Source organism: Micromonospora echinofusca (genome assembly GCF_900091445.1).
Classification (GTDB): domain Bacteria; phylum Actinomycetota; class Actinomycetes; order Mycobacteriales; family Micromonosporaceae; genus Micromonospora; species Micromonospora echinofusca.
The window spans coordinates 4,346,323-4,372,335 of record NZ_LT607733.1 but is presented as its reverse complement, the minus strand read 5'-3'; the positions used below and the strand labels follow the sequence as shown (position 1 = coordinate 4,372,335).

At 72.8% G+C, this 26,013-nt stretch carries 19 protein-coding genes and 1 riboswitch; of the genes, 11 read left to right on the top strand and 8 right to left on the bottom strand.

Annotated elements, in window-relative coordinates:
* Positions 1 to 19: 19 nt before the first annotated feature.
* Both GA0070610_RS18450 and GA0070610_RS18445 read left to right on the top strand, forming a co-directional pair.
* Positions 20 to 550, top strand: a complete 531-nt coding sequence (locus GA0070610_RS18450) for an RrF2 family transcriptional regulator (protein WP_089001196.1) — start codon at positions 20 to 22, stop codon at positions 548 to 550.
* Between the two features lie 9 nt (positions 551 to 559).
* A complete protein-coding gene (locus GA0070610_RS18445) occupies positions 560 to 1,201 on the top strand; it encodes a class I SAM-dependent methyltransferase (protein WP_089001195.1) in 642 nt (213 codons plus the stop codon).
* A gap of 66 nt (positions 1,202 to 1,267) precedes the next feature.
* Here the strand turns inward: GA0070610_RS18445 and GA0070610_RS18440 are convergent, their stop codons facing one another.
* The gene (locus GA0070610_RS18440; RefSeq protein WP_089003592.1) at positions 1,268 to 2,527 is read right to left on the bottom strand and encodes an SGNH/GDSL hydrolase family protein; all 1,260 of its coding nucleotides are present in this window, start codon (positions 2,525 to 2,527) and stop codon (positions 1,268 to 1,270) included.
* Positions 2,528 to 2,902: 375 nt separating this feature from the next.
* Between GA0070610_RS18440 and GA0070610_RS18435 the strand changes: the two genes are divergently transcribed.
* Both GA0070610_RS18435 and GA0070610_RS18430 read left to right on the top strand, forming a co-directional pair.
* Positions 2,903 to 4,987 (top strand): DNA gyrase/topoisomerase IV subunit B, encoded by a 2,085-nt coding sequence (locus GA0070610_RS18435; RefSeq protein WP_172896690.1) that lies wholly within the window; start codon positions 2,903 to 2,905, stop codon positions 4,985 to 4,987.
* Between the two features lie 29 nt (positions 4,988 to 5,016).
* The gene (locus GA0070610_RS18430) at positions 5,017 to 7,506 is read left to right on the top strand and encodes a DNA gyrase/topoisomerase IV subunit A (protein WP_089001193.1); all 2,490 of its coding nucleotides are present in this window, start codon (positions 5,017 to 5,019) and stop codon (positions 7,504 to 7,506) included.
* A 189-nt stretch (positions 7,507 to 7,695) separates the two neighbouring features.
* On the opposite strand, the gene GA0070610_RS18425 is transcribed toward GA0070610_RS18430, so the two are convergent.
* From GA0070610_RS18425 to GA0070610_RS18415, 3 genes are all read right to left on the bottom strand, one after another.
* On the bottom strand, positions 7,696 to 9,024 hold the full coding sequence (locus tag GA0070610_RS18425; protein ID WP_089001192.1) for a uracil-xanthine permease family protein: 1,329 nt from the start codon (positions 9,022 to 9,024) through the stop codon (positions 7,696 to 7,698).
* Positions 9,025 to 9,122: 98 nt separating this feature from the next.
* Positions 9,123 to 9,758 (bottom strand): alpha-ketoglutarate-dependent dioxygenase AlkB, encoded by a 636-nt coding sequence (locus tag GA0070610_RS18420; RefSeq protein WP_089001191.1) that lies wholly within the window; start codon positions 9,756 to 9,758, stop codon positions 9,123 to 9,125.
* Positions 9,759 to 9,866: 108 nt separating this feature from the next.
* Positions 9,867 to 11,192, bottom strand: a complete 1,326-nt coding sequence (locus GA0070610_RS18415) for a polysaccharide pyruvyl transferase family protein (RefSeq protein ID WP_089001190.1) — start codon at positions 11,190 to 11,192, stop codon at positions 9,867 to 9,869.
* Between the two features lie 311 nt (positions 11,193 to 11,503).
* Between GA0070610_RS18415 and GA0070610_RS18410 the strand changes: the two genes are divergently transcribed.
* From GA0070610_RS18410 to GA0070610_RS18400, 3 genes are all read left to right on the top strand, one after another.
* Complete coding sequence (locus GA0070610_RS18410) at positions 11,504 to 12,733, top strand: acyltransferase family protein (RefSeq protein WP_089001189.1); 1,230 nt, start codon at positions 11,504 to 11,506, stop codon at positions 12,731 to 12,733.
* Positions 12,734 to 13,086: 353 nt separating this feature from the next.
* Positions 13,087 to 13,227: riboswitch (cyclic di-AMP (ydaO/yuaA leader) on the top strand.
* Between the two features lie 228 nt (positions 13,228 to 13,455).
* Positions 13,456 to 14,301 (top strand): C39 family peptidase, encoded by an 846-nt coding sequence (locus GA0070610_RS18405; protein ID WP_089001188.1) that lies wholly within the window; start codon positions 13,456 to 13,458, stop codon positions 14,299 to 14,301.
* Between the two features lie 105 nt (positions 14,302 to 14,406).
* Entirely contained in the window at positions 14,407 to 15,150 is a 744-nt protein-coding gene (locus GA0070610_RS18400; protein ID WP_089001187.1) for an alpha/beta fold hydrolase, read from the top strand.
* Between the two features lie 23 nt (positions 15,151 to 15,173).
* Here GA0070610_RS18400 and GA0070610_RS18395 read toward each other — a convergent pair whose 3' ends face one another.
* The 4 genes from GA0070610_RS18395 to GA0070610_RS18380 all read right to left on the bottom strand — a co-directional run bounded on the left by GA0070610_RS18395 (position 15,174) and on the right by GA0070610_RS18380 (position 20,290).
* Positions 15,174 to 16,901, bottom strand: a complete 1,728-nt coding sequence (locus tag GA0070610_RS18395; RefSeq protein WP_089001186.1) for a CDP-glycerol glycerophosphotransferase family protein — start codon at positions 16,899 to 16,901, stop codon at positions 15,174 to 15,176.
* A gap of 37 nt (positions 16,902 to 16,938) precedes the next feature.
* Complete coding sequence (locus GA0070610_RS18390; RefSeq protein WP_089001185.1) at positions 16,939 to 18,441, bottom strand: bifunctional cytidylyltransferase/SDR family oxidoreductase; 1,503 nt, start codon at positions 18,439 to 18,441, stop codon at positions 16,939 to 16,941.
* Positions 18,442 to 18,585: 144 nt separating this feature from the next.
* Positions 18,586 to 19,401, bottom strand: coding sequence for an ABC transporter ATP-binding protein (locus tag GA0070610_RS18385; protein ID WP_089001184.1), 816 nt, complete (start codon positions 19,399 to 19,401; stop codon positions 18,586 to 18,588).
* Complete coding sequence (locus GA0070610_RS18380) at positions 19,394 to 20,290, bottom strand: ABC transporter permease (protein ID WP_089001183.1); 897 nt, start codon at positions 20,288 to 20,290, stop codon at positions 19,394 to 19,396. The genes GA0070610_RS18385 and GA0070610_RS18380 overlap by 8 nt, the downstream gene beginning before the upstream one ends.
* A 151-nt stretch (positions 20,291 to 20,441) precedes the next feature.
* On the opposite strand from GA0070610_RS18380, the gene GA0070610_RS18375 reads away from it, so the two are divergent.
* The 4 genes from GA0070610_RS18375 to GA0070610_RS18360 all read left to right on the top strand — a co-directional run bounded on the left by GA0070610_RS18375 (position 20,442) and on the right by GA0070610_RS18360 (position 26,005).
* The gene (locus tag GA0070610_RS18375; protein ID WP_089001182.1) at positions 20,442 to 21,122 is read left to right on the top strand and encodes a TetR/AcrR family transcriptional regulator; all 681 of its coding nucleotides are present in this window, start codon (positions 20,442 to 20,444) and stop codon (positions 21,120 to 21,122) included.
* A 93-nt stretch (positions 21,123 to 21,215) separates the two neighbouring features.
* Complete coding sequence (locus GA0070610_RS18370) at positions 21,216 to 22,325, top strand: DegT/DnrJ/EryC1/StrS family aminotransferase (RefSeq protein ID WP_089001181.1); 1,110 nt, start codon at positions 21,216 to 21,218, stop codon at positions 22,323 to 22,325.
* Entirely contained in the window at positions 22,322 to 23,359 is a 1,038-nt protein-coding gene (locus tag GA0070610_RS18365) for a Gfo/Idh/MocA family protein (protein WP_089001180.1), read from the top strand. The genes GA0070610_RS18370 and GA0070610_RS18365 overlap by 4 nt, the downstream gene beginning before the upstream one ends.
* A gap of 81 nt (positions 23,360 to 23,440) precedes the next feature.
* Entirely contained in the window at positions 23,441 to 26,005 is a 2,565-nt protein-coding gene (locus GA0070610_RS18360; protein ID WP_089001179.1) for a glycosyltransferase, read from the top strand.
* Positions 26,006 to 26,013: the final 8 nt, after the last annotated feature.

The following is a 26,013-nucleotide window of genomic DNA, read 5'->3' as shown; positions in this document are numbered from 1 at the left end:
CGGTGGCTAGGGTCGAGACGTGAAGCTCAACCGGTCCACCGACATGGCGCTGCGTATCGCCATGCTCGCCGCCGCGAACCCGCGACGGATGACCGTGGACGAGCTGTCCGACCAGCTCGACCTGCCCCGCAACCACGTCGCCAAGGTCGTGCAGCGGTTGCAGCGGCTCGGCGTGCTCGTCACCATCCGGGGCCGCTCCGGCGGGGTGGCCTTCGCCGAGGACGGCGGGGACACCACGGTCGGGCACGTGGTGCGGGCCTTCGAGGGCGACGACGAGGTGGTGTCCTGCGACGAGCCGGCGTGCTCGCTGCGCGCGGCCTGCCGGCTGCGCGGCGAGCTGCGCCGGGCCCGCGACGCCTTCCTCGCCGTACTGGACGGCGTGACCCTCGGCGGTCTCGTCGACGGGCCGACCGGCCCGGTGCTGCTCGCCCTCGGCCTGCCCCGCCCCCGCCCGGCGCCGACGCCTGTCGCGCCGTCGCCCGGGGAGCCACCTCTGTCGGTCGCGCCGTCGTCCCCGGTCGGCCGGCGGGCCGTACCCGATCCGGTCTGAGGAGCGACGATGTCCCGTGGTGCGGTCTCCCGCCCGGTGTTCGCGCGGGTGTTCGCGCGGGCGAGCGTGGCGATGGACGCCGCCGGCGCGGCCGCCCACCGCCGCCGGCTCGTGGCCGGCCTCGCGGGCCGGGTGGTCGAGGTCGGTGCCGGCAACGGCCGCACCTTCGCGCACTACCCGGGCACCGTCGAGCGGGTGCTGGCGGTCGAGCCGGAACCCCGCCTGCGGGCGGCGGCGCTGGTGGCGGCGGCCGACGCGCCCGTACCCGTCGAGGTGGTCGACGGCCTCGCCGAGGCGCTGCCGGCGCCCGACGGCGACGCCGACGCGGTGGTGCTGTCCCTGGTGCTCTGCTCGGTGGCCGACCAGGCCGCCGCGCTGCGCGAGGCCCGCCGGGTGCTGCGGCCCGGCGGGCAGGTGCGATTCTTCGAGCACGTACGCGCGCAGACCCCCGGCCTGCGCCGCGTCCAGCGGCTGGTCGACGCGACCGTGTGGCCGCTGCTCTGCGGCGGCTGCCACGCCGGCCGCGACACGGTGGCCGCGATCCGGGCGGCGGGCTTCACCGTCACCGAGCTGGACGCGTTCCGCTTCCCCGACAGCGCGCTCCCGGCCCCGGCCGCCCCGCACGTGCTGGGCGCAGCCACCCGCGACTGACCCGTCCCCGGAGCACGGAACCCCGCGCCGAGCGGCACGGGGTTCCGGTTCCGGGAGGTGTCGTGGTCAGGAGACCGTGATCGAGCCGTCCCCGGCGCGGACGCAGGCCACGGAGCGCGCACCCGTGGTGGCCGCGCCCGTCAGGCACTGCCCGAGCACCTGGTGACCGGCGGCGTTCGGGTGCCACGACTCCTGGCAGGTCTGGAAGTAGCTCACGCAGGTGTTCGCGATCCGCTGGATGGCGATCTTGTCCTTGCCGGAGAGGCTGGTGACGAAGACGCCGTTCGGCGGGCTGTCCTGCAGGCGGATCGGGGTGGCGAGGGCTCCGGTGGGGCTCGTGCCGGACTCGCACAGCCGGGCACCGTCGAAGGCCCGCTGCACGTTGAGGTAGACCAGGTCCGCGCCGGGGAACTCCGCGGCCAGGGTGTCCCGCGTGGACTTCACCATCGTGCCCAGCCCCTGCGAGAAGCGGTGTCCCGGTAGCAGGCTGGCCCGGTGGATCGGGCAGCCGGCCGCGTACCGCTCGGCGCCCAGCGCGCGGAACTTGTCCCGGGTGTCGTCCCTGCTGTCCTCCTCGTGGAAGCGCGGCTCGAGGTCGAACGGCAGCGGGTTGGTGTAGTCCTGCAGGACGATCCGGTGCTGGCCGTCGGCGTCGATCTCGCGCAGCGTGGTGAGCAGCTGGCGTACGGCCGAGGTGGTCTCCGCGGTCGCGGCGCTCCACTGGGCGGCGGTGGCCAGGTCGGCGTCGGTGCAGGGCTTCTGCTCCACCGGTCCGCCCAGGTAGGCCCAGAACTCCCACCAGCCGGTCCAGGCGTCGGCGATGAACCGGTTCGCGCACTTCTCCGCGACGCTGCCGAAGGTGAACGAGCTGTTGTTCGAGCCGAGCCCGAGCAGCACCAGGTCGATGTCGTGGGTCCGGCCGACGGCGCGGAGCTGGTCGAGCTGGGCGGCCACCTGGCGGCCGTTGGCCCGGGCCGAGGAGGCGGCGGCGATGTCGTGCGGCTGGCCGCCGGAGCAGGCGAGGTTGAACCGGTCCTGGATGCCCGGCAGGTTGGCCCGGTGCAGCGAGGCGTTCGCCGAGCGGTGGCAGAAGAACGCGTTGCTGTTCGCCGCGGTCCAACCCGGGAAGCCCTGGGCGACCCCGTTGACGTCGGCGACCGGGGTGTACGCCCCGGCGCCCTCGCCGCTGATGAAGCTGTCGCCGAGCGCCACCGCGGCGGTGGGCGGGGCTGCCGAGGCCGGGGCGGACAGCCCGACGGCGGTCGACAGTGTGGCGGTGGCCACGGTGAGCGCCGCCGCGAGCGCGGTACGACGGAACCTGGACATCACGTCCTCCATCTGTCCATCGAAATATGAAAGATCCTCTGAGAGCGAGATCACATCATCCGGACGCGACGGGCGTCAATGGACCGGTAACAGAATCTTTCGACGGCGGACACGTTCGCCCCGGCGGGCCGCGCCGGGAAGGCCGGCCGGGGCACCGTTGTTGTCACGGCTGGACCCACCCGTCGCCGGCTCGTTCGCAAACCGGTCACGGTGGCTCCGATACGCCGGAACCGGACGGAGCGCGCGACCCCGCCGCCCGGACCCGCCCCGCCACCAGCCGCGTGCCTCGCTGCGGGGCGCCGTCGTCCTGTCGCATCTCCCGGTTAGGCTCGCTGCGGCGCGCCGGCCGACCCGCGACGTCGGACGCGGCACCACATCGCCGAGACCTGGGAGTACGACCAGTTGACCGCAGACCCTGAGACCCTGTACGGGGCCGACGACCTCACGCACCTCGAGGGGCTGGACGCCGTCCGGAAGCGGCCCGGCATGTACATCGGCTCCACCGACAGTCGTGGCGTGGGTCACCTCGTCAACGAGATCCTCGACAACTCCACGGACGAGGGCGTCGCCGGCCACGCCACGAAGGTGGAGGTGACGCTGCACGCCGACGGCTCGGTCCAGGTCGACGACGACGGGCGGGGCATCCCCACCGACGTGCACGCCAAGTCCGGCATCTCCGGCGTCGAGCTGGTGCTCACCCGGCTGCACGCCGGCGGCAAGTTCGGCGGCTCCGGCTACAAGACCTCCGGCGGTCTGCACGGCGTCGGCGCCTCGGCGGTCAACGCGCTGTCCCGCCGCTTCGACGTCACCGTGCGTCGGGGTGGCAAGGTCCACGCGATGTCCTTCCGGCACGGCGTGCCCGGGGTCTTCGACGGCGACGGGCCCGACGCCGCGTTCACCCCGGGGCCCGGGCTGCAGATCGTCGGCGCGATGAAGCGCGGCCAGCGCACCGGCACGTCGATCCGCTGGTGGCACGACACGCGCTACTTCGAGACCGGCGCCACGCTGGACGCCGACGCGGTGCGGATGAAGTTGCGCAACACCGCGTTCCTGGTGCCGGGCGTCAGCTACACGCTGCGCGACCACACCGGCGAGGAGCCGACCGAGGAGAGCTTCCACTACCCCAACGGCCTGACCGACATGGTGGAGTTCCTCGCGCCGGCCGGCGACCGGCCCGTCTCGGGCATGCTGATGGTCACCGGCGAGGGCACCTACCGCGAGAACGCCGCCGACGCCAACGGCGTCATGCAGTCCAACGTGCAGCGTCGGGCCGAGGTCGAGGTGGCCTTCCGCTGGGGCACCGGCTACGAGCGCACCGTCGAGTGCTTCACCAACACCATCCGCAACGCCCACGGTGGCACCCACCGCAAGGGCTTCGAGCGGGGTCTGGCGCGTACCCTCGCCGACGCCGTCCGCAACACCCGTGGCCTGCTCAAGGCCAAGGAGGATCCGCCCACCCTGGACGACGTCCTGGAGGGCATGACGGCCGTCGTGCACGTGCGGATCCCCGAGCCGCAGTTCACCTCGCAGACCAAGGACGAGCTCTCCACCGCGGGCATCACCAAGGTGATCCAGACGCTGGTGGAGCAGCACCTGAAGGCCTGGCTGGAGGACCGCCGGACCAAGGCCGAGGCGCGCACGGTCCTGCAGAAGGTCGTCGACGCGGCGCGCGTGCGGCTGACCCAGAAGCAGCAGAAGGACGCCGCCCGGCGCAAGACCGCCCTGGAGGGCGCGTCGATGCCGCCGAAGCTGGTCGACTGCCGCGCGGCGGGCATCGAGCGTAGCGAGCTGTTCATCGTGGAGGGCGACAGCGCCCTCGGAACAGGGCGACTTGCCCGATCTGCCGAATATCAGGCGCTTCTTCCGATTCGCGGCAAGATCCTCAACGTGCAGAAGGCCAACCTCCAGCAGGTGCTCGACAACGCCGAGTGCGCCGCCATCGTGCAGGTGCTCGGCGCGGGCTCCGGCCGCACGTTCGACCTGTCGGCCATGCGCTACGGCCGGGTGCTGATCATGGCGGACGCCGACGTGGACGGCGCGCACATCCGCACCCTGCTGATCACGCTCTTCGCCCGCTACATGCGGCCGCTGATCGAGGCCGGCCGCCTCTACGCGGCCATGCCGCCCCTTCACAAGATCACCACCAGGGGGCGCAACCCGCAGACCATCTACACCTACACGCAGGCGGAGATGGAGGCGACGGTCCGCAAGCTGGAGAAGTCCGGCAAGCAGATCGTCACCCCGATCCCGCGCTTCAAGGGTCTCGGCGAGATGGACGCCGACGAGTTGTGGGAGACGACGATGAACCCGGCCACCCGGGCCGTCCGCCGGATCACCCTCGACGACGTCGACGCCGCCGAGCGGATCCTCGAACTGCTGATGGGGGAGAAGGTCGAGCCGCGTCGCAACTGGCTGATCGACTCCGCCGACCGCGTCGACCGCGAGGCGATCGACGCATGAGCACCGCCCGCCGAGAGGGAAGCTGAACCATGGCACGCCGTAAGGACGACCGCGCCAAGGTGGACCTGTCCGCCTTCGACCAGGCCGGCGCGCGGGTCTTCGACAACCCGCTGGTCACCGAGGTCTCCGACTCCTACCTGGAGTACGCCTTCTCGGTGATCCACTCGCGGGCCCTGCCCGACGCCCGCGACGGCCTCAAGCCGGTGCACCGGCGCATCCTCTGGTCGATGTACGAGCAGGGGCACCGCCCCGACCGGGGGCACGTGAAGTCCGCGCGCATCGTCGGCGACGTGATGGGCAAGTATCATCCGCACGGCGACACGGCCATCTACGACGCGATGGTGCGGCTGGCGCAGAGCTTCTCGTTGAACGCGCCGCTCATCGACGGGCATGGAAATTTTGGCAGCCCGGACGACGGGCCGGCGGCCTCGAGATACACCGAGGCGCGGATGTCGCGGGAGGCGATGCTGCTCGTCGGCGAGCTGGGCGAGGACACGGTCGACGTCGAGCCCAACTACGACGGCTCGCTGACCCAGCCCACGGTGCTGCCCGCCGCGTTCCCCAACCTGCTGGTCAACGGCGCCTCGGGCATCGCGGTCGGCATGGCGACCAACATGATCCCGCACAACCTCGGCGAGGTCGTCTCCGCCGCCCGGTGGCTGATCAACCACCCGGACGCCACGCTCGACAAGCTGATGGAGTTCGTCCCCGGTCCGGACCTGCCCACCGGCGGCCTGCTGCTCGGGCTCGACGAGGTGCGGCGGGCCTACGAGACCGGGCGCGGGGTCGTCCGGATGCGGGGCAAGGTCGAGATCGGTCCGCTGGAGGGCAGCCGGGGCCGGCAGGCCATCACCGTCGTGGAGCTGCCGTACGGCATCGGCGCGGAGAAGGTCATCGCGGCCATCACCAACGAGGTCAACAAGACCAAGCGGCTCACCGGCATCGCCGACGTCAAGGACCTCACCGACCGGGAGAGCGGCACCCGCCTCGTGGTCGAGTGCAAGGTCGGGGTCAACCCGCAGGCGCTGCTCGCCGACCTCTACCGGCTCACCCCGCTGGAGCAGTCGTTCGGCGTCAACAACCTGGTGCTGGTCGACGGGCAGCCGCGGACCCTCGGGCTGAAGGCGCTGCTGGAGGTCTTCCTGGCCCACCGCTACGAGGTGGTGACCCGGCGCAGCTCCTACCGCCGCCGCAAGCGCGAGGAGCGGCTGCACCTGGTCGACGGCCTGCTGATCGCCCTGCTCGACATCGACAAGGTGGTCAAGCTCATCCGGGCCAGCGAGGACGCCCAGGCCGCCAAGGACGGCCTGATGCAGAAGTTCCGGCTCTCCGAGATCCAGGCCACCTACATCCTGGATACCCCGCTGCGCCGGCTGACCAAGTACGACCGCATCGAGCTGGAGGCCGAGCAGGAGAAGCTGCGCAAGGAGATCGCCGAGCTCTCCACCATCCTCGACGACCCCAAGGTGCTGAAGAAGGTCGTCTCCGACGAGCTGGCGGCGGTGGTCAAGCAGTTCGGTGCGCCGCGGCGCACCACGCTCGTCGACGGCGACCTCAAGGAGGTGCTGGCCGCGTCCGCGCCGGCCGGCCCGCTCGAGGTGGCCGACGATCCCTGCCAGGTGATCCTCTCCGCGACGGGGCTGGTCGCCCGGACGGCGGCCGAGTCGGAGGAGGCCTCCGAGGGCCGCCGGCGGCACGGCCGGGTCAAGCACGATGCCGTACGCGCCGTCGTGCACTCCACCGCCCGGGGGCGGGTGCTGCTGGTGACCAGCGCCGGCCGGGCGTTCAAGGTCGACGTGTTGCCGCTGCCGGTCCTGCCCGAGCAGGCGGGCACGGTCTCACTGCGCGGCGGGATGGCCGCCGCCGAGGTGGTGCCGCTGGAGCCGGGGGAGACCGTGGTCGGGCTGGCACCGCTGGGGCCCACCGCGGAGGGATCCCCGGGCCTGGCCCTGGGCACCCGGCAGGGCGTGGTCAAGGTCTGCGCGCCGGAGTGGCCCGTGCGCTCCGACGAGTTCGAGGTGATCGGCCTGCGGGAGGGCGACGAGGTGGTCGGGGCGACCTGGCTCACCGACGGCGCGGAGACGCTGACCTTCGTCACCTCGGAGGCGTCGCTGCTGCGCTTCGCCGCCGGACTCGTCCGGCCGCAGGGGATCAAGGGCGGCGGCATGTCGGGCATCAACCTGCCCGCCGGTTCCCGCGTGGTGTTCTTCGGCGCCGTACGCACCGACGACCCGGGTCACGGCGAGCCGATGGTGGTCACCTCCACGGGCGCCACGGTGAAGGTCACGCCATTCGAGGCGTACCCGGCGAAGGGGCGGGCGACCGGCGGCGTGCGCGCCCATCGCTTCCTCAAGGGTGAGACGGACGTGGCCGTCGCCTGGGTCGGGCCCCGGCCGGTCGGCGCCACGGCGACCGGCGAGCCGGTGGAACTGCCGGCGGCGGACCCGCGCCGCGACGGCTCCGGCTTCGCCGTGATGCTGGGCCCCACGGTCGTCGGCCACCAGATCGACCGCGACTGACCGCCCACGGAAGGGGCCGGCTGCACTGCGGCCGGCCCCCTTTCCGTGTCCACCCACCCCCTGCCCCGCCCCGCCGCCTGTCCCGCCCCCTGCCCGTTGATCATGAGGTCAGCGGTGTGGAATGTCCGGTTCCCGTCGGTCAACTTCATGATCGACGGAGCAGGGGCCGGGGCGGGACAGGCGGCGGGGTCAGGGTGCTGGGGTGGGGGTGGTGCCGCGCAGGTGGGCGACCAGGCGCATGCCGTGGTAGACGATCAGGGCGGCGGCGGTGCCCAGTGCGATGCCGTTGAACGAGAGGTCGCCGGCGGTGAGGGTGTAGTTGGCCGCGCCGACGATCACCGCGACGGCGGCGGTCATGAGGTTCACCGGGTCGTGGAAGTCCACCCGGCTCTCGATCCAGATCCGCGCGCCGAGGATGGCGATCAGGCCGTACAGGGCGGTGGTGGCGCCGCCGAGCACGCCGGCCGGCACGGTGAGGATCAGCGCCCCGAACTTCGGGCTCAGCCCCAGCAGGACCGCCGTCAGGCCGGCGATCCAGTACGCGGCGGTGGAGTAGACCCGCGTCGCGGCCATCACGCCGATGTTCTCCGCGTACGTGGTGGTGCCGGAGCCGCCGCCGGAGCCGGCGAGCATCGTGGCCAACCCGTCGCCCATGAACGCCCGGCCCATGTCCCGGTCCAGGTTGCGGCCGGTCATCGCGGCGACCGCCTTGACGTGCCCGGCGTTCTCGGCGATCAGCACCAGGATCACCGGGATCACCAGCACGACCGCGCGCAGGCTGAAGCTCGGCGCGTGGAACTCGGGCAGGCCGACCCAGGCGGCGTCGCGCAGCCCGTCGACCGCCTTCGGATCCAGGTCGCCGAGCGCGGCGGCGAGGGCCCAGCCGACCCCCACCCCGAGCAGGATGGACAGCCGGGCCAGGAAGCCCCGGAACGCCACCGTGGCGAGCAGGATCGCGGCCAGGGTCACCACCGCGATCAGCGGCTGCGCCTTCACGCCGGTGCCGCTGCCGTCGCCGTCCCAGGCCACCGGGGCGAGGTTCAGGCCAATCAGCGCGACGATCGCCCCGGTGACCACGGGTGGCATCAGCGCGTCGATCCAGCGCGACCCGGCGAGCTGGACGACCAGCCCGACGACGGCCAGCGCCGCGCCGGCGACGACGATGCCGCCGAGCGCCGGGCCGATGTCCCCGCCGGCCTTCGCCGCCAGCACCGGCGCGATGAAGGCGAAGGACGAGCCGAGGTACGAGGGCAGCCGGTTGCCGGTGATCAGCAGGAACAGCAGCGTGCCGAGCCCGGAGAAGAAGAGCGTGGTGGCGGGCGGGAATCCGGTGATCAGCGGCACCGTGAAGGTGGCGCCGAACATCGCCACGACGTGCTGCACGCCGACGCCGAGGGTTCGCGGCCAGGAGAGGCGTTCGCCGGGGTGGACCACGTCGCCGGGGCGGATGGACCGGCCGTCGCCGTGGACCGCCCACGCGGACCAACGGGAGCGCGGCTCGGTGGAGGACTGGGTCATGGAACGCCCTTCGCGTCGTGAAGAGGTGACGGGGGCGCAGGTGAAACCCAGGAGTCGTTTCTAGCAGAGGCCCGGTGCGGCCCTGCGGGCCGCCCTGGCTAGGCGACGCCGGCGGGGCGGAACTGGACGCTGACGCGGGGCCCGACGGGTCGGGAGGTCTTGGGCACGGCGTGCTCCCAGGTGCGCTGGCAGGAGCCGCCCATCACCACGAGGTCGCCGTGGCCGAGCGGGAAGCGCAGGCTGTCGCCGCCGCCGCGGGGCCGCAGCAGCAGCGGGCGGGGCGAGCCGAACGAGACGATGGCGACCATCGTGTCGGTGTGCGCGGAACGGCCCTGGGTGTCGCCGTGCCAGGCGACGCTGTCCCGGCCGGAGCGGTACAGGCACATGCCGGCGGTGACGAAGGGCTCGCCGAGCTCGGGGGCGTAGTGCCGGGTGAGGGCGGCGCGCGCCTCGCTCAGCAGCGGGTGCGGCAGCGGTCGGTGCCCGGCGTACCAGCAGAGCAGCCGGGGCACGTCGACCTCGGCGTCGTACATCGTGCGGCGCTCGGCACGCCAGGGGACGTCGCGCAGCAGGACGTCGAAGACCTCGTCGGAGCCGGTGACCCAGCCGGGGAGGTGGTCGACCCACGCGCCGTGGCTGAGCGGGTGCCGGCGCAGCCGGCCGGCCAGCGGGGACAGCGACGGTCCGGCGGCGGTGAGGTCGAGCATCGACGGCTGGTAGGTGGCCCCGGTCATCCGCCCAGCGTACCCGCCGCGTTGGTACAGGTGTACGGATGCGCGGCCGCCCGCCGGCCACCACGCGGGTCGGCGACCGCCCGGCGGCCCGGGGCGGTGGTGCGGGGCTCAGCGGTTCAGTATCCGGCGCACCCGGCCGCCGATCACCTGCTTCACCCGGGTCTGGAGCCGTTGCCCGCGCAGGGTCTCGGTCTCCTTGCGCAGTGCGGCGTTGCGGTCGCGCAGCCACTGGATCCGCTCCAGCAGCGCGTCGGTGGCGGTCGCGGCGGCGGGGCGTACGGCCGGCGGGAAGGCGGTGGAGCGCACCTGCGCGTCGAACCGGGCCGCGCTGTCGCCGTCGGCGAAGGCGTTGCCCAGGTCGTGCTTGGTCAGGAAGGCGAGCATGGTCTCGTAGCGCGACTTGTGGCCCGCGTTGAGCGCCGTGTAGTCCGCCTCCTCGTAGAGCTGGGCGGCGTCGACGTCGACCGGCACCTCCTTCATCACCCGGTGCGGGATGTCGAAGTACCGGGCGAGTTCCAGGGTGCGCGAGTCGTGGGCGAAGAGGTAGCCGGGCGTGCCGGAGACCAGCGCGGTGATGGTGCCGTGGATCCGGGTGCCGAACGCGAACTCGAACCCGGACAGGTAGTCCATCCAGGTCCAGGGGTCGACGAACATCCGCACCTTGTCCTCGGTGAACAGCGGGTGTGAGGTGTGGATCGGGATCTTGCTGGACCGGCCGCGGTCCCCGGGGGCGTCGCCGTAGAGCAGCGTGCCGAGCGTCTTGAGGTCCTGCGGCAGGTAGCGCAGGTTCGGGTACCGCGCGTGATGACTGGCGATGATCTCCGCCATCGACGTGACGTACGGCGAGACGGTGAGCGCGAGCCGGTCCTCCGGCTCCAGCGCGGCCTTGCGCTTCTCCACCCGCAGGCCGTCGCCGTGCAGGAACATCGAGGGGCAGCCGATCACGTCGACGGCCGAGAAGCCCAGGGTGCGCAGGTAGTCGCGGGTGATCTCGCCCCGTACGCCGATGCTGTGCGAGCGGTCGAGGACGGCCCGTACGAAGCGGGTCACGACGTCGTCGATCGGGCGCAGGTACTCCCGGTCGCCGTGGATGTCGGTCTGCACGCCCACCCCCAGCACCACCACCGGGATCTTGAGCTGCTCGATGAGCTTCGTCATGACCTCGACGCGGTGGGCGTAGCTGCGCCGGAAGGCGTTGGCGAGCGGCACCACGTAGACGTCGTACCGCTCGTTGATCATGTCCGCGTCGCGCGGGTCGATCCTGAACTCCGTCGAGGTGATCTCGGCGGTGGCGGTATGCAGGAGCTTGTGGGCGGCGTGGCTGAAGACCAGGTTGCCGTTGTTGTCGCCGATCCAGTTCCGTTCGTGCGTCTCCTCCGGCGAGTAGACGTCGAAGGGGCCCTTCTTCGCCCGCATCAGGATCCGCTGGTGCATCCGTCCCTGCCTCTCGTGGCCTCCGGGTCCCGGAATACTAGCCACCGGTCGGTGCGGATCCGGAGGCTGTCGCCGCCCGTCACGGTTCGGGACGCAACGGTTACCGAGGGGCGGGGGGAACGCGCGCCACCCGGTGGGACGGAACGGACACTCACGGACGGGACGGAAAAGAGTCTCAGGGGCGCCGGGTAGGGTGCCCGGCGGGGCGGCGCCGACCGTGGGCCGCCGACGGGCCCCCCGCGCAGGTGCCCACGACAGGCCGAGGAGGAGACGTACGTGCTGGTGACCCTGCGGATCGTCGGGATGCCGGCATGACGGGGACCGCGACCGACGCGCCGGCCGCCCGACCCGCGTCCCCGGCCAGCCGCCTGCCGTCGCTGACCGGGCTGCGCTGGGTCGCCGCCCTGCTCGTCTTCGGTTTCCACGTCGCGACGATGGGCATCATCGCCGAGCCCGGCCACAAGGCCGTCGTGGACTGGGCCTTCGCCCTCGGCCTCTCCGGCGTGCAGTTCTTCTTCATCCTCAGCGGCTTCGTGCTGGTCTGGTCGGCCCGGCCCAGCGACACCCGCCGGGCGTTCTGGCGCCGCCGGGTGGCCAAGATCTGGCCGAGCCACGTGGTCCTGTGGGTGGCGGCCCTGGCGGTCGCGGCCTGGTTCGCCGACCCCGTGGACCGGGTCGTCGCGGTGGAGAACCTCTTCCTCCTCCAGGCCTGGGACCCGCGGCCGGGCCACTTCTACAGCATCAACACGGTCAGCTGGTCGCTGTCCTGCGAGTTCTTCTTCTACCTCTGCCTGCCGTTGGCCCTGCCGTTCATCCGCCGGGCCCGGCCGTGGGCGCTGTGGGCCGTCGTGGTCGCGGTCCCGCTGCTGATCCTGGCGCTCTGGCCGGCCCAGTCCCTGGTGCCGGAGGAGAGCCGGTGGTGGTTCACCCAGGTCTTCCCGCCGGTGCGGTCGCTGGAGTTCTGGATGGGCGTGGCCGCCGCCGAGCTGATGCGGCGCGGCCGGTGGCGGGGCCCGAGCCTGCCGGTGGCCAGCCTGGTGTTCGTGGCGACCTGGGTGCTCGCCGCGCAGTGGGTCCGCGCCGAACTGTGGGCGGCGCTGCTCTCGGTGGCGTACATCCTGGTCATCGCGGCGGCGGCGGACGCCGACGTACGCGGGCGGCGCTCGCCGTGGCGGTCCCGCCCGATGGTCTGGCTCGGCGAGGTCTCCTTCGCCTTCTACCTGGTGCACGTCCTGGTGATGATCAGCGTCCTGCGGTTCACCGGCGACTGGGGTGTCGGGTTCCCCGGCTGGTGGGGGCTGGCGGTGGTGCTCGGCTTCCTGCTGGTCAACCTGGCCCTGGCCGCCCTGCTGCACCGCTTCGTCGAGACGCCGATGATGCGGCTGCTCACCCCGCGCAGGACGGCCCGCCCGACACCGCGCGGCGGGGACGACGGCGGGACGGACCCCGGCGCCTCCGGGCCACCACCGGGGAAGCGGGGCGACGCCGTGCCGCGTCCCCGGCCCGCCGACCACCCGGCGGCGTACGTCGACTCGCGCTGACCGCCCCGGGCTCGGGCCGCTCCGACCGGGGCGGCCAGCGCCCGGCGGAATCCCACCGGTCGAGAAAGCCCGACCGTTTCCGTGACGCCGGTCACCGCGACGCCGAACCGGTCATAGGGCGTGGCCGGGTCGTTTCCCGCCGGGGTTTCGGGGTCGATGCCCGCCACTCGTCCCGTTGTCACCCTCGGGCGCCGGCCGAAACGGTCGTCCCATTGAGTCACGTCAGTGGCGGGCTGCCCGCAAAAATTGCGTCCCGATCAGGGTTTAAGCAGGTGGGGCGGGGTTGGCAGGGCGCGGACCGGCCAGTAATGTCGGCGCGTCCGGTGCGGTACCCGATCGCCCAGAGGCGACGCCGCACCGACCCGCCCAATCGTGAACGACGAGCCGGGGACCCAGTGCTTCGTGGGGTGAATCCGTGGGCCGCAGGCCTGTGGTAGGGCGTTCTTCCCGCCCGAATCCGTCAGCTAACCCGGTCGGCGGCGTCGGAAGGAGTTCCATCCTCGTGCAGCACCCACCCACCCCTCGGTTGTTCCGCCGTCTCCACGGCGCCGCGGTGCCCGCGCTCGCCCCTTCGCAGGTAGCGAGCTGACCGACCGGTCACCGTTCGTCGCCCGGCATCCCGGGCGCATCCCCTGAGTGGCCCACGACCCGCACGGACGCCCGTCCGCGCGGTCGGTCCGCCCTGCCCGCGGCGCGGACCGCCGGCCGCTCACCCCGAGCCCGTGGAGGAAACCGTGAAGCACCACCTCAGGCGACAGCTACGTCGCCTCACGTCCGATCGTCCGTACCAGTTTGCCGCCGCGTCCGTCGCGGCGCTCGTGCTGGCGTCGGGCACGGGCGCGCTGCTGGCCGGAGCCGACGAGGCCCCCGCCGCCGCGCAGGCCCCGGTCGCCGCGAGCGAGCCCCGCGAGGACACCGCGGCCTCGCGCGGCCAGGCCCGGATCGCGACGGCCCCGTCCAGCGCGGCCCCGGCCACCGCCAGCGCCGCCCCCTCGGCCAGCGCCACCAGCACCGCCCCGGACCCGGACCTGACCCGCAAGCCGGAGCCGCCGAAGCCACCGGCCGCGAAGAGCCTGGACTACGACTACCAGGCCCAGACCACGTTCTACAACTGCGGTCCGGCGGCCGTCCGGCACGCCCTCAGCGCCGCCGGCATCGCACGCAGCCAGGACGCTCTCGGTGCCCAGCTGGGCACCGACCAGATGGGCACCGACTCGGCCCAGGACACCACCCGCGTGCTGAACGCGACGGTGAAGGGCGAGCCGTACCGGACCCGGATGATCCCCGGCGGCGCCGCCACCCCGGCGCAGATGGACCGGCTCCAGGCCGACGTCGTCGCGGCCATCGGCGACGGGCGGGGCGTCGTGGTGAACGTCGCCGGCAGCGCCACGGACACCGACGGCGGCTGGCACTCGTTCCCCGGCGGCCACTACGTGGCCGTGGTCGGCTACCAGGACGAGGGACGGCTCGTGAAGATCGCCGACTCGGCGAACCCGGCGACCGCGTCGTACTGGATGAGCACCATCGCCCTGGCGAACTGGGCCGCCACCCGCGGCTACTCCGCCTGAGCGACCCCGACGGGCGTCGGCCCCCCATCCCGGGGGCCGGCGCCCGTTGTCGTGCCCGGGTCACGGCCCTCGCCCGGCGCCCCGGTGGGTGACAGACTGCGCGGCATGGTCGATGAATCGGGTGACCGCGACGGCCGGCGGGTGCTCCTGCTGCTGCACGGCATGGGCGCGACCGGCGACGTGTGGCTGCCCTGCGCGCCGCTGCTGGAGCGCCGCTGGGCGGGACGCTGGCTGGCGCCGGACCTCGCCGGTCACGGCTGGTCGCCGCCGCTGCCGGAGTACTCGTTCGCGGGCCTGGCCGCGCGGATCGCCGCCGGGCTGACGGCAGGCGACCGGCTCGTCGTGCTGGGGCACTCCCTCGGCGGGGTGGTCGGGCTGGCGCTCGCCGCCCGTGGCGCCGGGGTGCCGGTCGAGGCCGTGGTCGGCCTCGGCATCAAGGCGGTCTGGTCGCCGGCCGAGCTGGCGAAGGCGGGTGAGCTGGCGGCCCGTCCGGTGACCTGGTTCGCGAGCCGGGACGAGGCGGCCCGCCGCTACCTGCGGGTGGCCGGCCTTACCGGGCTCTTCGCACCGGACCATCACGTCGTGGAGGCCGGGCTGCGGCAGGTCGACGGTCGCTGGCGGCTGGCGATGGACCCCGCCGCGTTCGACGTGGGCGAGCCGGAGCTGCCGGCCCTGCTGGCGGCGACCGACGTGCCGGTGCTGCTGGCCCGTGGCGAGCACGACCCGATGGTCACCGACGCCCAGCTCAAGGAGCTGGGCGTGCCGGTCGCCACCCTGCCCGGCCTCGGGCACAACGCCCACGTCGAGGCCCCCGGGACGGTCCTGGACCTCGTCGAGCCCTACCGCTGACCCGTCCCCGCCGGCCGGGCGTGTCAGGTGGCGGGGGAGAGCGTCGCCTCGTCCGGATCGACCGGCAGGCCGGGCCCGCCGGCGGTACGCGGGGCCGGCGGGATCCAGCCCTCGTCGAGCTGGCGCCGCGCGGCCGTCAGGAACGCCTCGGCGTACGTCTCGGCGGGGAAGTCGCCCAGGTAGCGGCTCCGGGTGACCCAGCGGGCCGACGCCAGCGGATCGGTGTCCAGCAGCGCGGTCAGCACCTCGTCCGCGTTCGACATGTCGCGCCGCAGCACGTAGCCCGACCCGGCGAGCGGGAACTGCTCGCAGAACCGGTCGCCGGAGCCCACCATGTCGGTCACCGCGTACGGCTTGCCCGAGTAGAGGTAGTCGGAGATCACCCCGGACACGTCGGAGATCAGCGCGTCCGAGCGGTTCACGCACTCGGTCAGGGTCAGCTCCCGGCTGGCGGCGGCGCCGAAGACGTGCTGCCGGCCGCTGCGCGCCCGGTCGGCGGCCAGCAGTTCGGTGAGCCGGCCCAGCTGCCGGGCGGACGCCGGGTTCTGCGAGGTGTACGGGTGGGCGCGCAGGATCACCGTCGCGCCCCGGTCGAGCAGCCGGCGCAGCAGGGTCTCGGCCACCGGCAGGGAGCAGTAGTTCGCGTCCGCGTTGTGCCCGGTCCAGGTCGGCGTGTAGAGCACGGTCGGGTTGGCCCGGCCGTGCGCCGGCTCGGGGCGTACCTCGATCGACTCGACCTGCGGGCGGCCGACGACGACGAACTTCTCCGCCGGGATGTCCACCCCGGCGCGGGCGTACCGGTCGATGGCGGCCTGGCCGGCGACGAAGATCCGGTCGAAGATCGCCGAGACGGGGTTGGCGCTGGGCGCCTTGTCGCTGTCGCCGTGGTGCAGCTGGACGTGGGTCAGCTGGGTGAAGCGGATGCAGTGGCTGTTCTTCGCGCCGTGGTTGACGTAGAAGGCCACCCGCAGGCTGGGCACCAGCGCCTCGTCCATCGCCCTGGTGGTGGGGCAGTAGACCACGGGAGCGCTGGTGGCCGCCGCGATCAACGGCAGGAACTCCGGCTCGCGCACCATCACCAGGAACGGCCGGCCGATCCGCTCCAGGTACGGCAGCCACATGGTGACCTGGTACTCCGAGCCCGGCGGCGCGGAGAAGTGCAGCAGGAACTCGGGCTGGTGCCGGCGCAGCGCGCGGGACACCGCCGAACCGCCGGCCCCCGGGCGGAACCGGCGCCGGGCCAGGTCCAGCCCGACCGCCCCGGCGCCGGTGGCCACCAGCAGCACGGCCGCCAGCGCGACGCCGGCCGGCAGGTTCGCGACGGCCGCCAGCGCCAGCAGGGCCAGCAGCCCCGCCAGGGCGTCGCCGAGGCGGGCGGCGACCAGCGGCGTCCAGGAGCGCACCGGCAGGTTCGCGGCGCGCACCTCCAGGCCGCCCGCGTCCCGCAGCGGATTGACCAGCAGCACCAGCCCCAGCAGGACCAGCGCGGTCGCGGCCAGCGCGGGATCGAAGCCGGCGTCGAGGCGGCGGGCGTAGCCGACCAGGATCGCCGCCGCGACCAGCGCGGTCTCCGCCGCGTTGTCGGCGCCCGGGCGCACCCGCCGCTCCCAGGCGGCCGCCGCGAGGGCGCCCACGGCCAGCCCCAGCCCCCAGCCGGTCGCGCCGGTCAGCGCGACCACGAGGAACGCCAGCACCGCCAGGCCGGTGGCCAGCGCGCGGGCGAGCAGCTTCCGAACCAGGTCACCACGCATGTCGGCTCCGTTTCCCGCCGTGGCCCGAAATCCGCCGTCAGCCGGCGTCGGCGAGGCTCGCGTCCCGCTCGGCCCGCGCGGGCCCCGGCTGGGCCGGCACCTCGCCGGGCGCGCGGCGCACGTCGATGACCTGCCCGGTCAGGTCGGAGATCAGCACGTCCAGCGACGACTGGGCGACGGTCTCGGCGGCGAGCAGGGTGTGCTCCGGCTCCTCGCCGAACGCCTTGGTGCGCATCGGGGTCGCGGTCCGCTCGGGGTTGATGCAGTTGACCCGTACGCCGAACTCCGCCCACTCGTCCGACAGCGCCTGGGTGAGGTTGACCAGGGCCGCCTTGGTGGAGGAGTAGAGCGCGTAGCGGGCCCGGCCCCGGGTGTAGGAGCTGGAGGTGTAGAGCAGCAGCTGGCCCTTGGTCTGCTGGAGGTAGGGCAGCGACTGGCGGGCGACGATGACGGGCCCCACGAAGTTGACCTGGAGCACCCGGTCCATGGTGTCCTGGTCCATCTCGGCGAGGGCGCCCTTCTCCAGGATGCCGGCCGTGACCACCACGTGGTCGATCCGGCCGGTGGCCTCGAAGGCGGTCTTCAGCGCCGCCTCGACGTCCTCGGCGCGCTCGACGTGGGTGCCGGTGCTGGAGCGGCTGAACGGGAAGACCTGCGCGCCGTAGCGGCGGGCCAGCTCGGCGAGGTCGTGGCCGATGCCGTAGCTGCCGCCGAAGACGACGATGGTCCGGCCGGTCAGCTCCTCGGTGTAGCTGCGCTCGTCGGTCACCCGGGGCGCCTGCGCGGCGGCGAGCTGGAACAGCTTGTCCGCCAGGTGCACGTCGACGGGGTGGGTGACCTTGATGTTCTCGTCGGAGCCGTCGATGACCTTGATCGGCGTGCCGGGCAGGTAGCGCAGCACCACCCCGCAGTCGTCGGTGGCGGCGAAGTGCGGGTCGCCCTCGGCGAGCCGGTAGGCCTCGCGGATGGTGCCCGAGCGGAACGCCTGCGGCGTCTGGCCCCGGCGCAGCGAGGAGCGCACCGGGATGTCGGTGATGCAGTCGTCCTCGTCGACCTGGACGATCGTGTCGGCCGACGGGATCGCCACGTCGACCGCCGAGTACGTCCAGAGCGCGTTCACGCACTCCCGGACGATCCGGCCGCTGACCAGGGGCCGCACCGCGTCGTGGAAGAGGATGTTGCAGTCGCCCTCGCCGACGGCGTCGAGCGCGATCCGGGTGGTGGCGTTGCGGGTGTCGCCGCCCTCGATCACCTTGGTGACCTTGCGGAAGCCGGCCTTGTCGACGATCTGCTGGGCGTCGGCGAGGTGGCCCGTGGCCATCAGCACGACGATCTCGTCGATCTCGGGCGCCGCCTCGAAGACCGCCAGGGTGTGCTCGATGATCGGCTTACCGGCGATCTTGAGCAGCTGCTTCGGGATGCCGAGGCCCAGCCGGGTCCCGGTGCCGCCGGCCAGCACCACCGCCACCGTCCGCGAGGGCCGCCACGGTGCCGGGTTCTCCGGTGCGGCGGTCGGGCCAGCGGTGTGGTCCTGCGTCATTGCCGAAGCCTCACTCTCAGGGTGCGTGAACAGAAGGTTCCGCCCGGGCGGCGACCGGATGAACCTTAACGCGCGGACCGCGCCGCCCCCACGGGGCGACGCGGTCGGCCGGCACCGGGCGGATGCCGTACGTGCGCCGGGGCGCTACTTGCCGCTGAACGCCTCGTACTCCCGGACGACCTCGTCGGTCGGGCCGTCCATGCGCAGGACGCCCGATTCCAGCCAGATCGTCCGCTCGCAGGTGTCCCGGATCGAGGAGAGCTGGTGGCTGACGAGGAACACCGTGCCGGCGCCCTCGCGCAGCTCCCGTACCCGCCGCTCGCTGCGCTTGCGGAAGATCTTGTCGCCGGTGGCGAGGGCCTCGTCGATGAGCAGCACGTCGTGCTTCTTGGCCGCGGCGATGGAGAACCGCAGCCGGGCGCCCATGCCGGAGGAGTAGGTGCGCATCGGCAGCGAGGCGAAGTCGCCCCGCTGGTTGATGCCGGAGAAGTCGATGATCTCCGGGGTGCGGCGCTGCACCTCCTCGGGCGACATGCCCATGGCCAGGCAGCCCAGCACGACGTTGCGCTCGCCGGAGAGGTCGTTGAGCAGGGCCGCGTTGACCCCGAGCAGCGACGGCTGCCCCTGCGTGTAGACCGCGCCGCGGTTGACCGGCAGCAGGCCGGCGATGGCGCGCAGCATGGTCGACTTGCCCGAGCCGTTGCTGCCGATCAGCCCGATCGCCTCGCCCCGGTACGCGGTGAAGCTGACCCCCTTGACCGCGTGCACCTCCCGGATGTTCGGCGCCGAGGTGCGGCTCACGATCCGCTTGAGGGCGCCGACCGGGCCGCCGCCCCCGCCGGCGCCCTTGTGGATCCGGTAGATGACGTGGGCGTCGTCCACCACCACGGTGGGGATGCGCTCCCGCACCTGGGGCAGCGTCACCGTCACGTCGTTGGACGACTCGAACTGCTCAACCACGGCCGTACTCCTGTTCGCCCCGCCAGAAGTAGATGAAACCCCCGACGCCCATCACGATCGCCCAGCCCAGCGCCGTCACCCAGAGCTGGAGCAGGGAGGAACTGAGCAGTGGCGTGTTCTCCAGCAGCGAGTACCGGGCCAACTCGATGTAGACCAGCGCCGGGTTCAGCTCGACCAGCCCGGAGGCCCAGGGCGGCAGCTCATCGCGGAAGAGCTCCACGCTGTAGAGCACCCCGGAGCCGTACATCCAGGTGCGCATGACGAAGGGCATGACCTGCTTGAGGTCCGCCAGCTTCGAGCCCATCCGGGCCACCACCATCGTGAGCCCGCCGTTGAAGACCGTCTGGAGCAGGATCGCCGGCACCAGCATCAGCCAGGCCAGGGTGATCGGCTCGCCGGTCACCAGCACGATGACGGCGAGCACCACCATCGAGCCGAGGAGCTGCTGGAACTGGGTGACGGTCACGGCCAGCGGCAGGCAGGCCCGGGGGAAGTGCAGCGCCCGGATCAGGCCCAGGTTGCTGGTGATCGACTGCGTGCCGGTCTGCACCGCGGTCTGCGTGAAGTTGAAGATGAACAGACCGGTGCAGAGGTAGGCGATGAAGTTCGGGGTCCTGTTCTGTGCCAGCACCACGCCGAAGATCAGGTAGTAGACCGCCGCGTTGGTCAACGGGGTGAGTACCTGCCACAGCTGCCCGAGCCGGGCGTTGCTGAACGACGCCACCAGCTTGGCGTTGGCGTACGCGGCGATGAAGTGCCGGTAGCGCCAGAGCTGCCCCGCGTATTCGCCGAGGGACGGCCGCTCGCCGGCGAACCGGAGCCCGTACCGCTTGGCGAGCTGGGCCCCGGTGAGCCCGGAATCCGGGTCGGCCACCGTGGTGTTGGCCATGGTTTGGCGCTCCGATCTCTTTCGTGCCAACGGGTTGCGCGCGACGACGGGAGAGCGTGGCCAGTGCGGAGCGCCGCCTCGTCGCCGGGCGAACCGTAGTGGAAAACACGTCGGGACGCAACCGTACCGTCGCTGCGCTACATTGTTGCACGTGAAGACCGATAAGAGGCGGGTGCCGGCCGGTGCGGCGGTGCTCCGTGACGACATCACCACGGCCATCCGCCGCGCGGTCACGCAGGAGCTGGCGGAGGTCGGCTACGGCCGGTTGTCGATAGAGGCGGTGGCCCGGCGGGCCGGGGTCAGCAAGACGGCGATCTACCGCCGGTGGCGCTCCAAGCTCGAACTGGTGCTCGACATGGTCTCCGCGGTCGCCGGCCGCAAGCTGCCCATGGTCGACGCCGGGAGCCTGCGCGGGGACGTGGAGCTGCTGCTGCTCGTCGCCGCCGGGGCGCTGCGCCACCCGCTGGCCTCGCAGATCATTCCGGACCTGCTCGCCGAGGCGGCGCGCAACCCGCAGATCGCCGAGACCCTCCAGCGCGCGTTGGCCGGCTACCAGGACCGGGTCGGCGAGCTCGTCATCGGCCGAGCGGTCGAGCGGGGCGAACTGCCGGCGGGAGCCGACCGGCGCGGCGCGGCGGATCTGATCGTCGGGCCGGTCTACTGGCGGCTGGCGATTTCGCGGACACCTCTTGACACGCCGGAGATCGCCCGCATGGCCGCCGCGATCGTCGCGGCCCTACGGGTAGCATGTACCGGTCCGTCCCTCGACGAACCGGCGGTGTGGGACACCCGGTCCCTGACCGCTTCTGAACCCCACCGGGCCGGTGCGTGAACGTTGGCCTCGTCGGTCTCGACCCGATCTGCAACGGGCTAGTATCGCACCCCGAACCCCACCCGAGCACCATCTGACACAGGAGGATGCCCCATGGCTGGGCCGCACCCAGAGTTCATTCCCCCAGCGCGGCCGATCATCGGTGACGCCGAGATCGAAGCGGCTGTTCGGGTGCTCCGCAGCGGCCGGGTGGTGCAGGGTCCCGAGGTCGCGGCCTTCGAGGAGGAGTTCGGCGAGCTGGTCGCCGGGCGGCACTGCGTCGCGGTGAACTCGGGGACCTCCGCCCTGCAGCTCACCCTCATGGCCCTCGGCTTCGGCCCGGGTGACGAGGTCATCGTGCCGTCGTTCTCCTTCGCGGCCAGCGCGAACGCCGTCCGGCTGGTCGGCGCCGAGCCGGTCTTCGTGGACATCGAGGCGGGCAGCTTCTGCCTCGACCCCGAGGCGGTCGCCGCCGCGGTCACCCCGCGCACCGTGGCGATCATGCCCGTCCACCTCTACGGCCACCCCGCCGCGATGGACCGGATCATGGCGATCGCCGAGCGGCACGGCCTGGCCGTCGTCGAGGACGCCGCCCAGGCCCACGGCGCCGCGCTGAACGGCACCCCGGTCGGCGCCTTCGGCACCGCCGGCTGCTTCAGCTTCTACCCGACCAAGAACATGCACGCCCTGGAGGGCGGCATGGTCAGCACCGGCGACGCCGAGCTGGCCCGCACCCTGCGGCTGCTGCGCAACCAGGGCATGGAGCAGCGGTACGCCAACGAGATCGTCGGCGCGAACATGCGGATGACCGACGTCGCGGCGGCCATCGGCCGGGTCCAGCTGGGCCAGCTGGGCGAGTGGACCGAGCAGCGCCGGGCCAACGCCAAGTTCCTCGACTCGAAGATCACCGGCATGGTCACCCCGCCGGTCGCCGACGCCGCCCGGCACGTCTACCACCAGTACACGGTGCGGGTGCAGGGTGACCGGGACGCCGCCCAGCAGCGCCTCACCGAGCTGGGCATCGGCAACGCCGTCTACTACCCGACCCCGATCCACCGGCTCAAGCCCTACCTGAGCGAGGACGGCAAGCCCGGCCCCTGGGACCTGCCGGAGACCGAGCGGGCCGCCGCCGAGGTCGTCTCCCTGCCGGTGCACCCCTCGCTGACCGAGGCCGAGCTGGAGCGCATCGCCGAGGGCGCGAACCTCGCCGGGGGTGCCCGATGAGCGCCGGCCGCAAGTTGCGCGCCGGCCTGATCGGCCTCGGCGCGATGGGCCGCAACCACGCCCGCGTCCTCGCCGGCCTGGACGGCGTCGAGCTGGTCGGCATCGTCGACCCGGCCGGCGACACCACCGGCACGCTGCGCGCGCCGGTCGTACCCGAGCTCGGCGACCTGCTCGCCCTCGGCGTCGACTACGCGGTGGTGGCCTGCCCGACGGCCCTGCACGAGCAGGTCGGCCTGGAACTGGCCGCCAACGGCGTCAGCGCCCTGATCGAGAAGCCCCTCGCGCAGAGCGTGGACGCGGCGCTGCGGCTCGTCGAGGCGTTCGAGGCCGCCAGCCTGGTGGCCGGGGTGGGGCACATCGAGCGTTACAACCCCGCCCTGCAGAACCTGCGCACCCGGCTGGAGGCGGGCGAGCTGGGCGAGGTCTACCAGGTCGTCACCCGCCGACAGGGCCCGTTCCCGCACCGCATCGCCGACGTCGGCGTGGTGATGGACCTGGCCACCCACGACATCGACCTGACCAGCTGGGTGACCGGCCAGGAATACACCTCGGTGTCGGCCCGGACGGTCTCGCGCAGCGGCCGGCTGCACGAGGACATGGTCGCCGTGGTGGGGCAGCTCGCCGACGGCACCATGGTCAACCACCTGGTCAACTGGCTGAGCCCGCTCAAGGAGCGGTCCACGGTGATCACCGGTGACCGGGGCTGCTTCATCGCCGACACCCTCACCGCCGACCTCACCTTCTACGCCAACGGCGCCATCGACACCGAGTGGGAGGCGCTGCGCGCGTTCCGGGGCGTCGCCGAGGGCGACATGGTGCGCTACGCGATCCCGAAGCGGGAGCCGCTGCTGGTCGAGCACGAGCGCTTCCGCGACGCGGTCGAGGGCAAGGAGAGCGACATCGTGACCCTGCGCCAGGGCCTGCGTACGGTCGAGGTGGCCGGCGCCGTCCTGCGTTCCGCGACCGATGGCAGCACGATCGCCGTGGGCACGGGCACCCCGTCCCCGGCGGGGGACACCCTCTCCACCCGCTGACCCGGGGCGACCGCGGTCCGCGTCCGGCGGACCGCGGTCGGGCACCCTCCACCGCCAGCCCTCCTCCACGAAGGACAGCGCATGTCAACGCCCCGCCGAGCGCCGCGGCTCGTCGTACTGGTCGCCAACGGCATCACCGGCGACTCCCGCGTACAGAAGACCGCCATCGCCGCCGCCCGGGACGGGTGGGACGTGGTCCTGGTGGGCCGGAGCAGCCGCAAGAAGGGCGAGCTGGAGCGCTCCGCCATGGGGCCGATCCAGGTCATCCGGGTGCCGGTGCCGCAGACCCTGTCGCGCCGGCCGGCCCGCGAGCACCGGGTCCGCCGTACGCTGACGCAGTTCGGCATCCCGGACAAGTCCGCGCTGGCACGCTACCGCGCCTCGCACCAGGCCTGGCTCCGGTCGCAGACGGCGAAGCGCAACCCTCCGCCGCGCGCCTGGCTGCGGGCGCACGAGGCGGTCCACCAGTTCCGGCTGCGGGCCTGGGGCTGGGAACAGTTCCACAGCACCCAGCCGCTGCCGCCGACCGGCGACTGGCGGACCGACTGGCCGACGCTGCTCGACATCGACCTGGCGTTCGGGCCGGTGCTGGAGGAGCTGGAGCCGGACGTCATCCACGCCAACGACATCAACACGATCCCGACCGCGGCGATGAGCGCCGCGCGGCTGCGGGCGCGCGGGCGCGGCTGCGTCTGGCTGTACGACGCCCACGAGTACGTGCAGGGCGTCGCCTGGCCCAAGCCGCAGCAGGCCAGCGGCGTGCGGGCCGCCGAGCGGGAGTTCATCGGCCGGGCCGACGCGGTGGTCACCGTCTCCGAGCAGATCGCGGAGAAGCTCCAGACCGAGTACGGGCTGCCGAAGACCCCGATGGTGGTGGGAAACTCGCCGGTGCGCGAGGGCATCCGCAGCGGCGCCGTGACCGCCTCCGTGCGGGAGCGTGCCGGCGTCGCCGAGGGCGTGCCGTTGATGGTGTACGCGGGCTGGATCGGCAAGGAACGCGGGCTGGACACCGTCATCGCGGCGCTGCCGCAGCTGCCGGAGCACCACCTGGCCCTGGTCAGCGGCCGGATGACCCCGCTGCTGGAGGAGCTGCTCGCCCGGGCCGAGGCGAACGGTACGCGCGACCGGGTGCACGTGGTTCCCTACGTCGCCCCGTACGAGGTCGCCGACTACCTCAGCTCCGCCGACCTCGGCCTGATCCCGTTCCAGCGGACCCCGAACTGCGAGCTGTCCCTGCCGACGAAGGTCTCCGAGTACCTGCACGCCGGCCTTCCCCTGGTCACGAGCGACGTGCAGGTCGTCCGGGCGTTCGTCGAGGGGCACGACATCGGGGAGACCTTCACCTCCGGCGACGTGGCGGGCTTCACGGAGGCGGTACGCCGGGCCACCGCCCGCCGGGCCGAGCTGGCCGCGCACATCGACGAGCCGATCCTCGACGACCTGTCCTGGGAGCGGCAGAGCAGCAAGCTGCTCCAGCTCTACCGGGACCTCTCCGGCGTCGCGCCCGCCGGCCCGCGCGACGTGCCGTGGACGGTGCAGGAGCGCCCGGTCACCGCGCCGTCGACGGGCACCGCCGAGCCGCGGCCCCTGGGCGGCTGGCGCGAGCTCGGTGACACGCCGATCCGCCTCGGTCTCGGCCCGGCCAACTACGCCGGCCAGGCCGCCGCCTTCGCCCGGGCCATCTGCCGCGACAACACCGACGTGTCGGTGCAGGTGGTGATGAACAAGCTGCCCGGCTCGTTCGACTACCCGGCGGACGTCTACCTCGACTCGCTGCGGCAGCCGGAACTCGACTTCCAGCTGGAGCAGCTCAACCGGGTGCTCAGCCAGTACACCCACGTGCTGGTGGACGCGTTCATGCCGCTGTTCGGCCAGCTCAACGGCGACAACATCGAGGGCGACCTGCCGGCGCTGCGCAAGGCCGGGATCAAGGTCGCGCTGCTGGCGCACGGCAGCGAGATCCGGCACCCGGACCGCCACCAGCAGCGCCACGAGTTCTCCCTGTTCAGCGACGCGCCCGACGGGATCGCGGCGAAGCTGCGCAAGAAGGCCGAGCGCAACCGCCGGGTGGCGGAGGAGTCGGGGCTGCCGGCCTTCGTGACCACGCCGGACCTGCTCGAGGACCTGCCCTGGGCGACGTGGGCCCCGCTGGTGGTGGACGTCGACGCCTGGGCCTGCGACCGGCCGGTGATGCAGCGGCCCCGGCCGCTGGTGCTGCACGCGCCGTCCAAGCGGTGGACCAAGGGCACCGACCGGATCCTGCCGGCGATGCAGGCCCTGCACGACCGGGGCGTCATCGAGCTGCGGCTGGCCGAGGGGGTCGCCTGGGCCGAGATGCGTGAGCTGGTCCGCGACTGCGACCTGGTGCTCGACCAGTTCACCACGGGCAGCTTCGGCACCTTCGCGGTCGAGGCGATGGCCGCCGGCAAGCCGGTGGTGGCCTACCTCAGCGAGCAGGTCACGAAGACCGTCGGCGGCGACCTGCCGATCGTCAACGCCACCCCGACCAACCTCACCTCGGTCGTGGAGTCCCTGCTCGACGACCGGGAGGCGACTGCCAAGATCGGCCTGGCCTCCGCCGAGTACGCCCGCACCTACCACGACGGCACCTGGACGGCCCGTCAGCTCACCTCGTTCCTTCGCTGAGACGACGC

What these genes read in the sequence shown, in the direction of transcription:
- GA0070610_RS18445 (WP_089001195.1), top strand. Translation starts at nt 560, where the DNA reads ATGTCCCGTGGTGCGGTCTCCCGCCCGGTGTTCGCGCGGGTGTTCGCG.
- GA0070610_RS18440 (WP_089003592.1), bottom strand. Translation starts at nt 2,527, where the DNA reads ATGTCCAGGTTCCGTCGTACCGCGCTCGCGGCGGCGCTCACCGTGGCC.
- GA0070610_RS18430 (WP_089001193.1), top strand. Translation starts at nt 5,017, where the DNA reads ATGGCACGCCGTAAGGACGACCGCGCCAAGGTGGACCTGTCCGCCTTC.
- GA0070610_RS18425 (WP_089001192.1), bottom strand. Translation starts at nt 9,024, where the DNA reads ATGACCCAGTCCTCCACCGAGCCGCGCTCCCGTTGGTCCGCGTGGGCG.
- GA0070610_RS18420 (WP_089001191.1), bottom strand. Translation starts at nt 9,758, where the DNA reads ATGACCGGGGCCACCTACCAGCCGTCGATGCTCGACCTCACCGCCGCC.
- GA0070610_RS18415 (WP_089001190.1), bottom strand. Translation starts at nt 11,192, where the DNA reads ATGCACCAGCGGATCCTGATGCGGGCGAAGAAGGGCCCCTTCGACGTC.
- GA0070610_RS18410 (WP_089001189.1), top strand. Translation starts at nt 11,504, where the DNA reads ATGACGGGGACCGCGACCGACGCGCCGGCCGCCCGACCCGCGTCCCCG.
- GA0070610_RS18400 (WP_089001187.1), top strand. Translation starts at nt 14,407, where the DNA reads ATGGTCGATGAATCGGGTGACCGCGACGGCCGGCGGGTGCTCCTGCTG.
- GA0070610_RS18395 (WP_089001186.1), bottom strand. Translation starts at nt 16,901, where the DNA reads ATGCGTGGTGACCTGGTTCGGAAGCTGCTCGCCCGCGCGCTGGCCACC.
- GA0070610_RS18390 (WP_089001185.1), bottom strand. Translation starts at nt 18,441, where the DNA reads ATGACGCAGGACCACACCGCTGGCCCGACCGCCGCACCGGAGAACCCG.
- GA0070610_RS18380 (WP_089001183.1), bottom strand. Translation starts at nt 20,290, where the DNA reads ATGGCCAACACCACGGTGGCCGACCCGGATTCCGGGCTCACCGGGGCC.
- GA0070610_RS18370 (WP_089001181.1), top strand. Translation starts at nt 21,216, where the DNA reads ATGGCTGGGCCGCACCCAGAGTTCATTCCCCCAGCGCGGCCGATCATC.
- GA0070610_RS18365 (WP_089001180.1), top strand. Translation starts at nt 22,322, where the DNA reads ATGAGCGCCGGCCGCAAGTTGCGCGCCGGCCTGATCGGCCTCGGCGCG.
- GA0070610_RS18360 (WP_089001179.1), top strand. Translation starts at nt 23,441, where the DNA reads ATGTCAACGCCCCGCCGAGCGCCGCGGCTCGTCGTACTGGTCGCCAAC.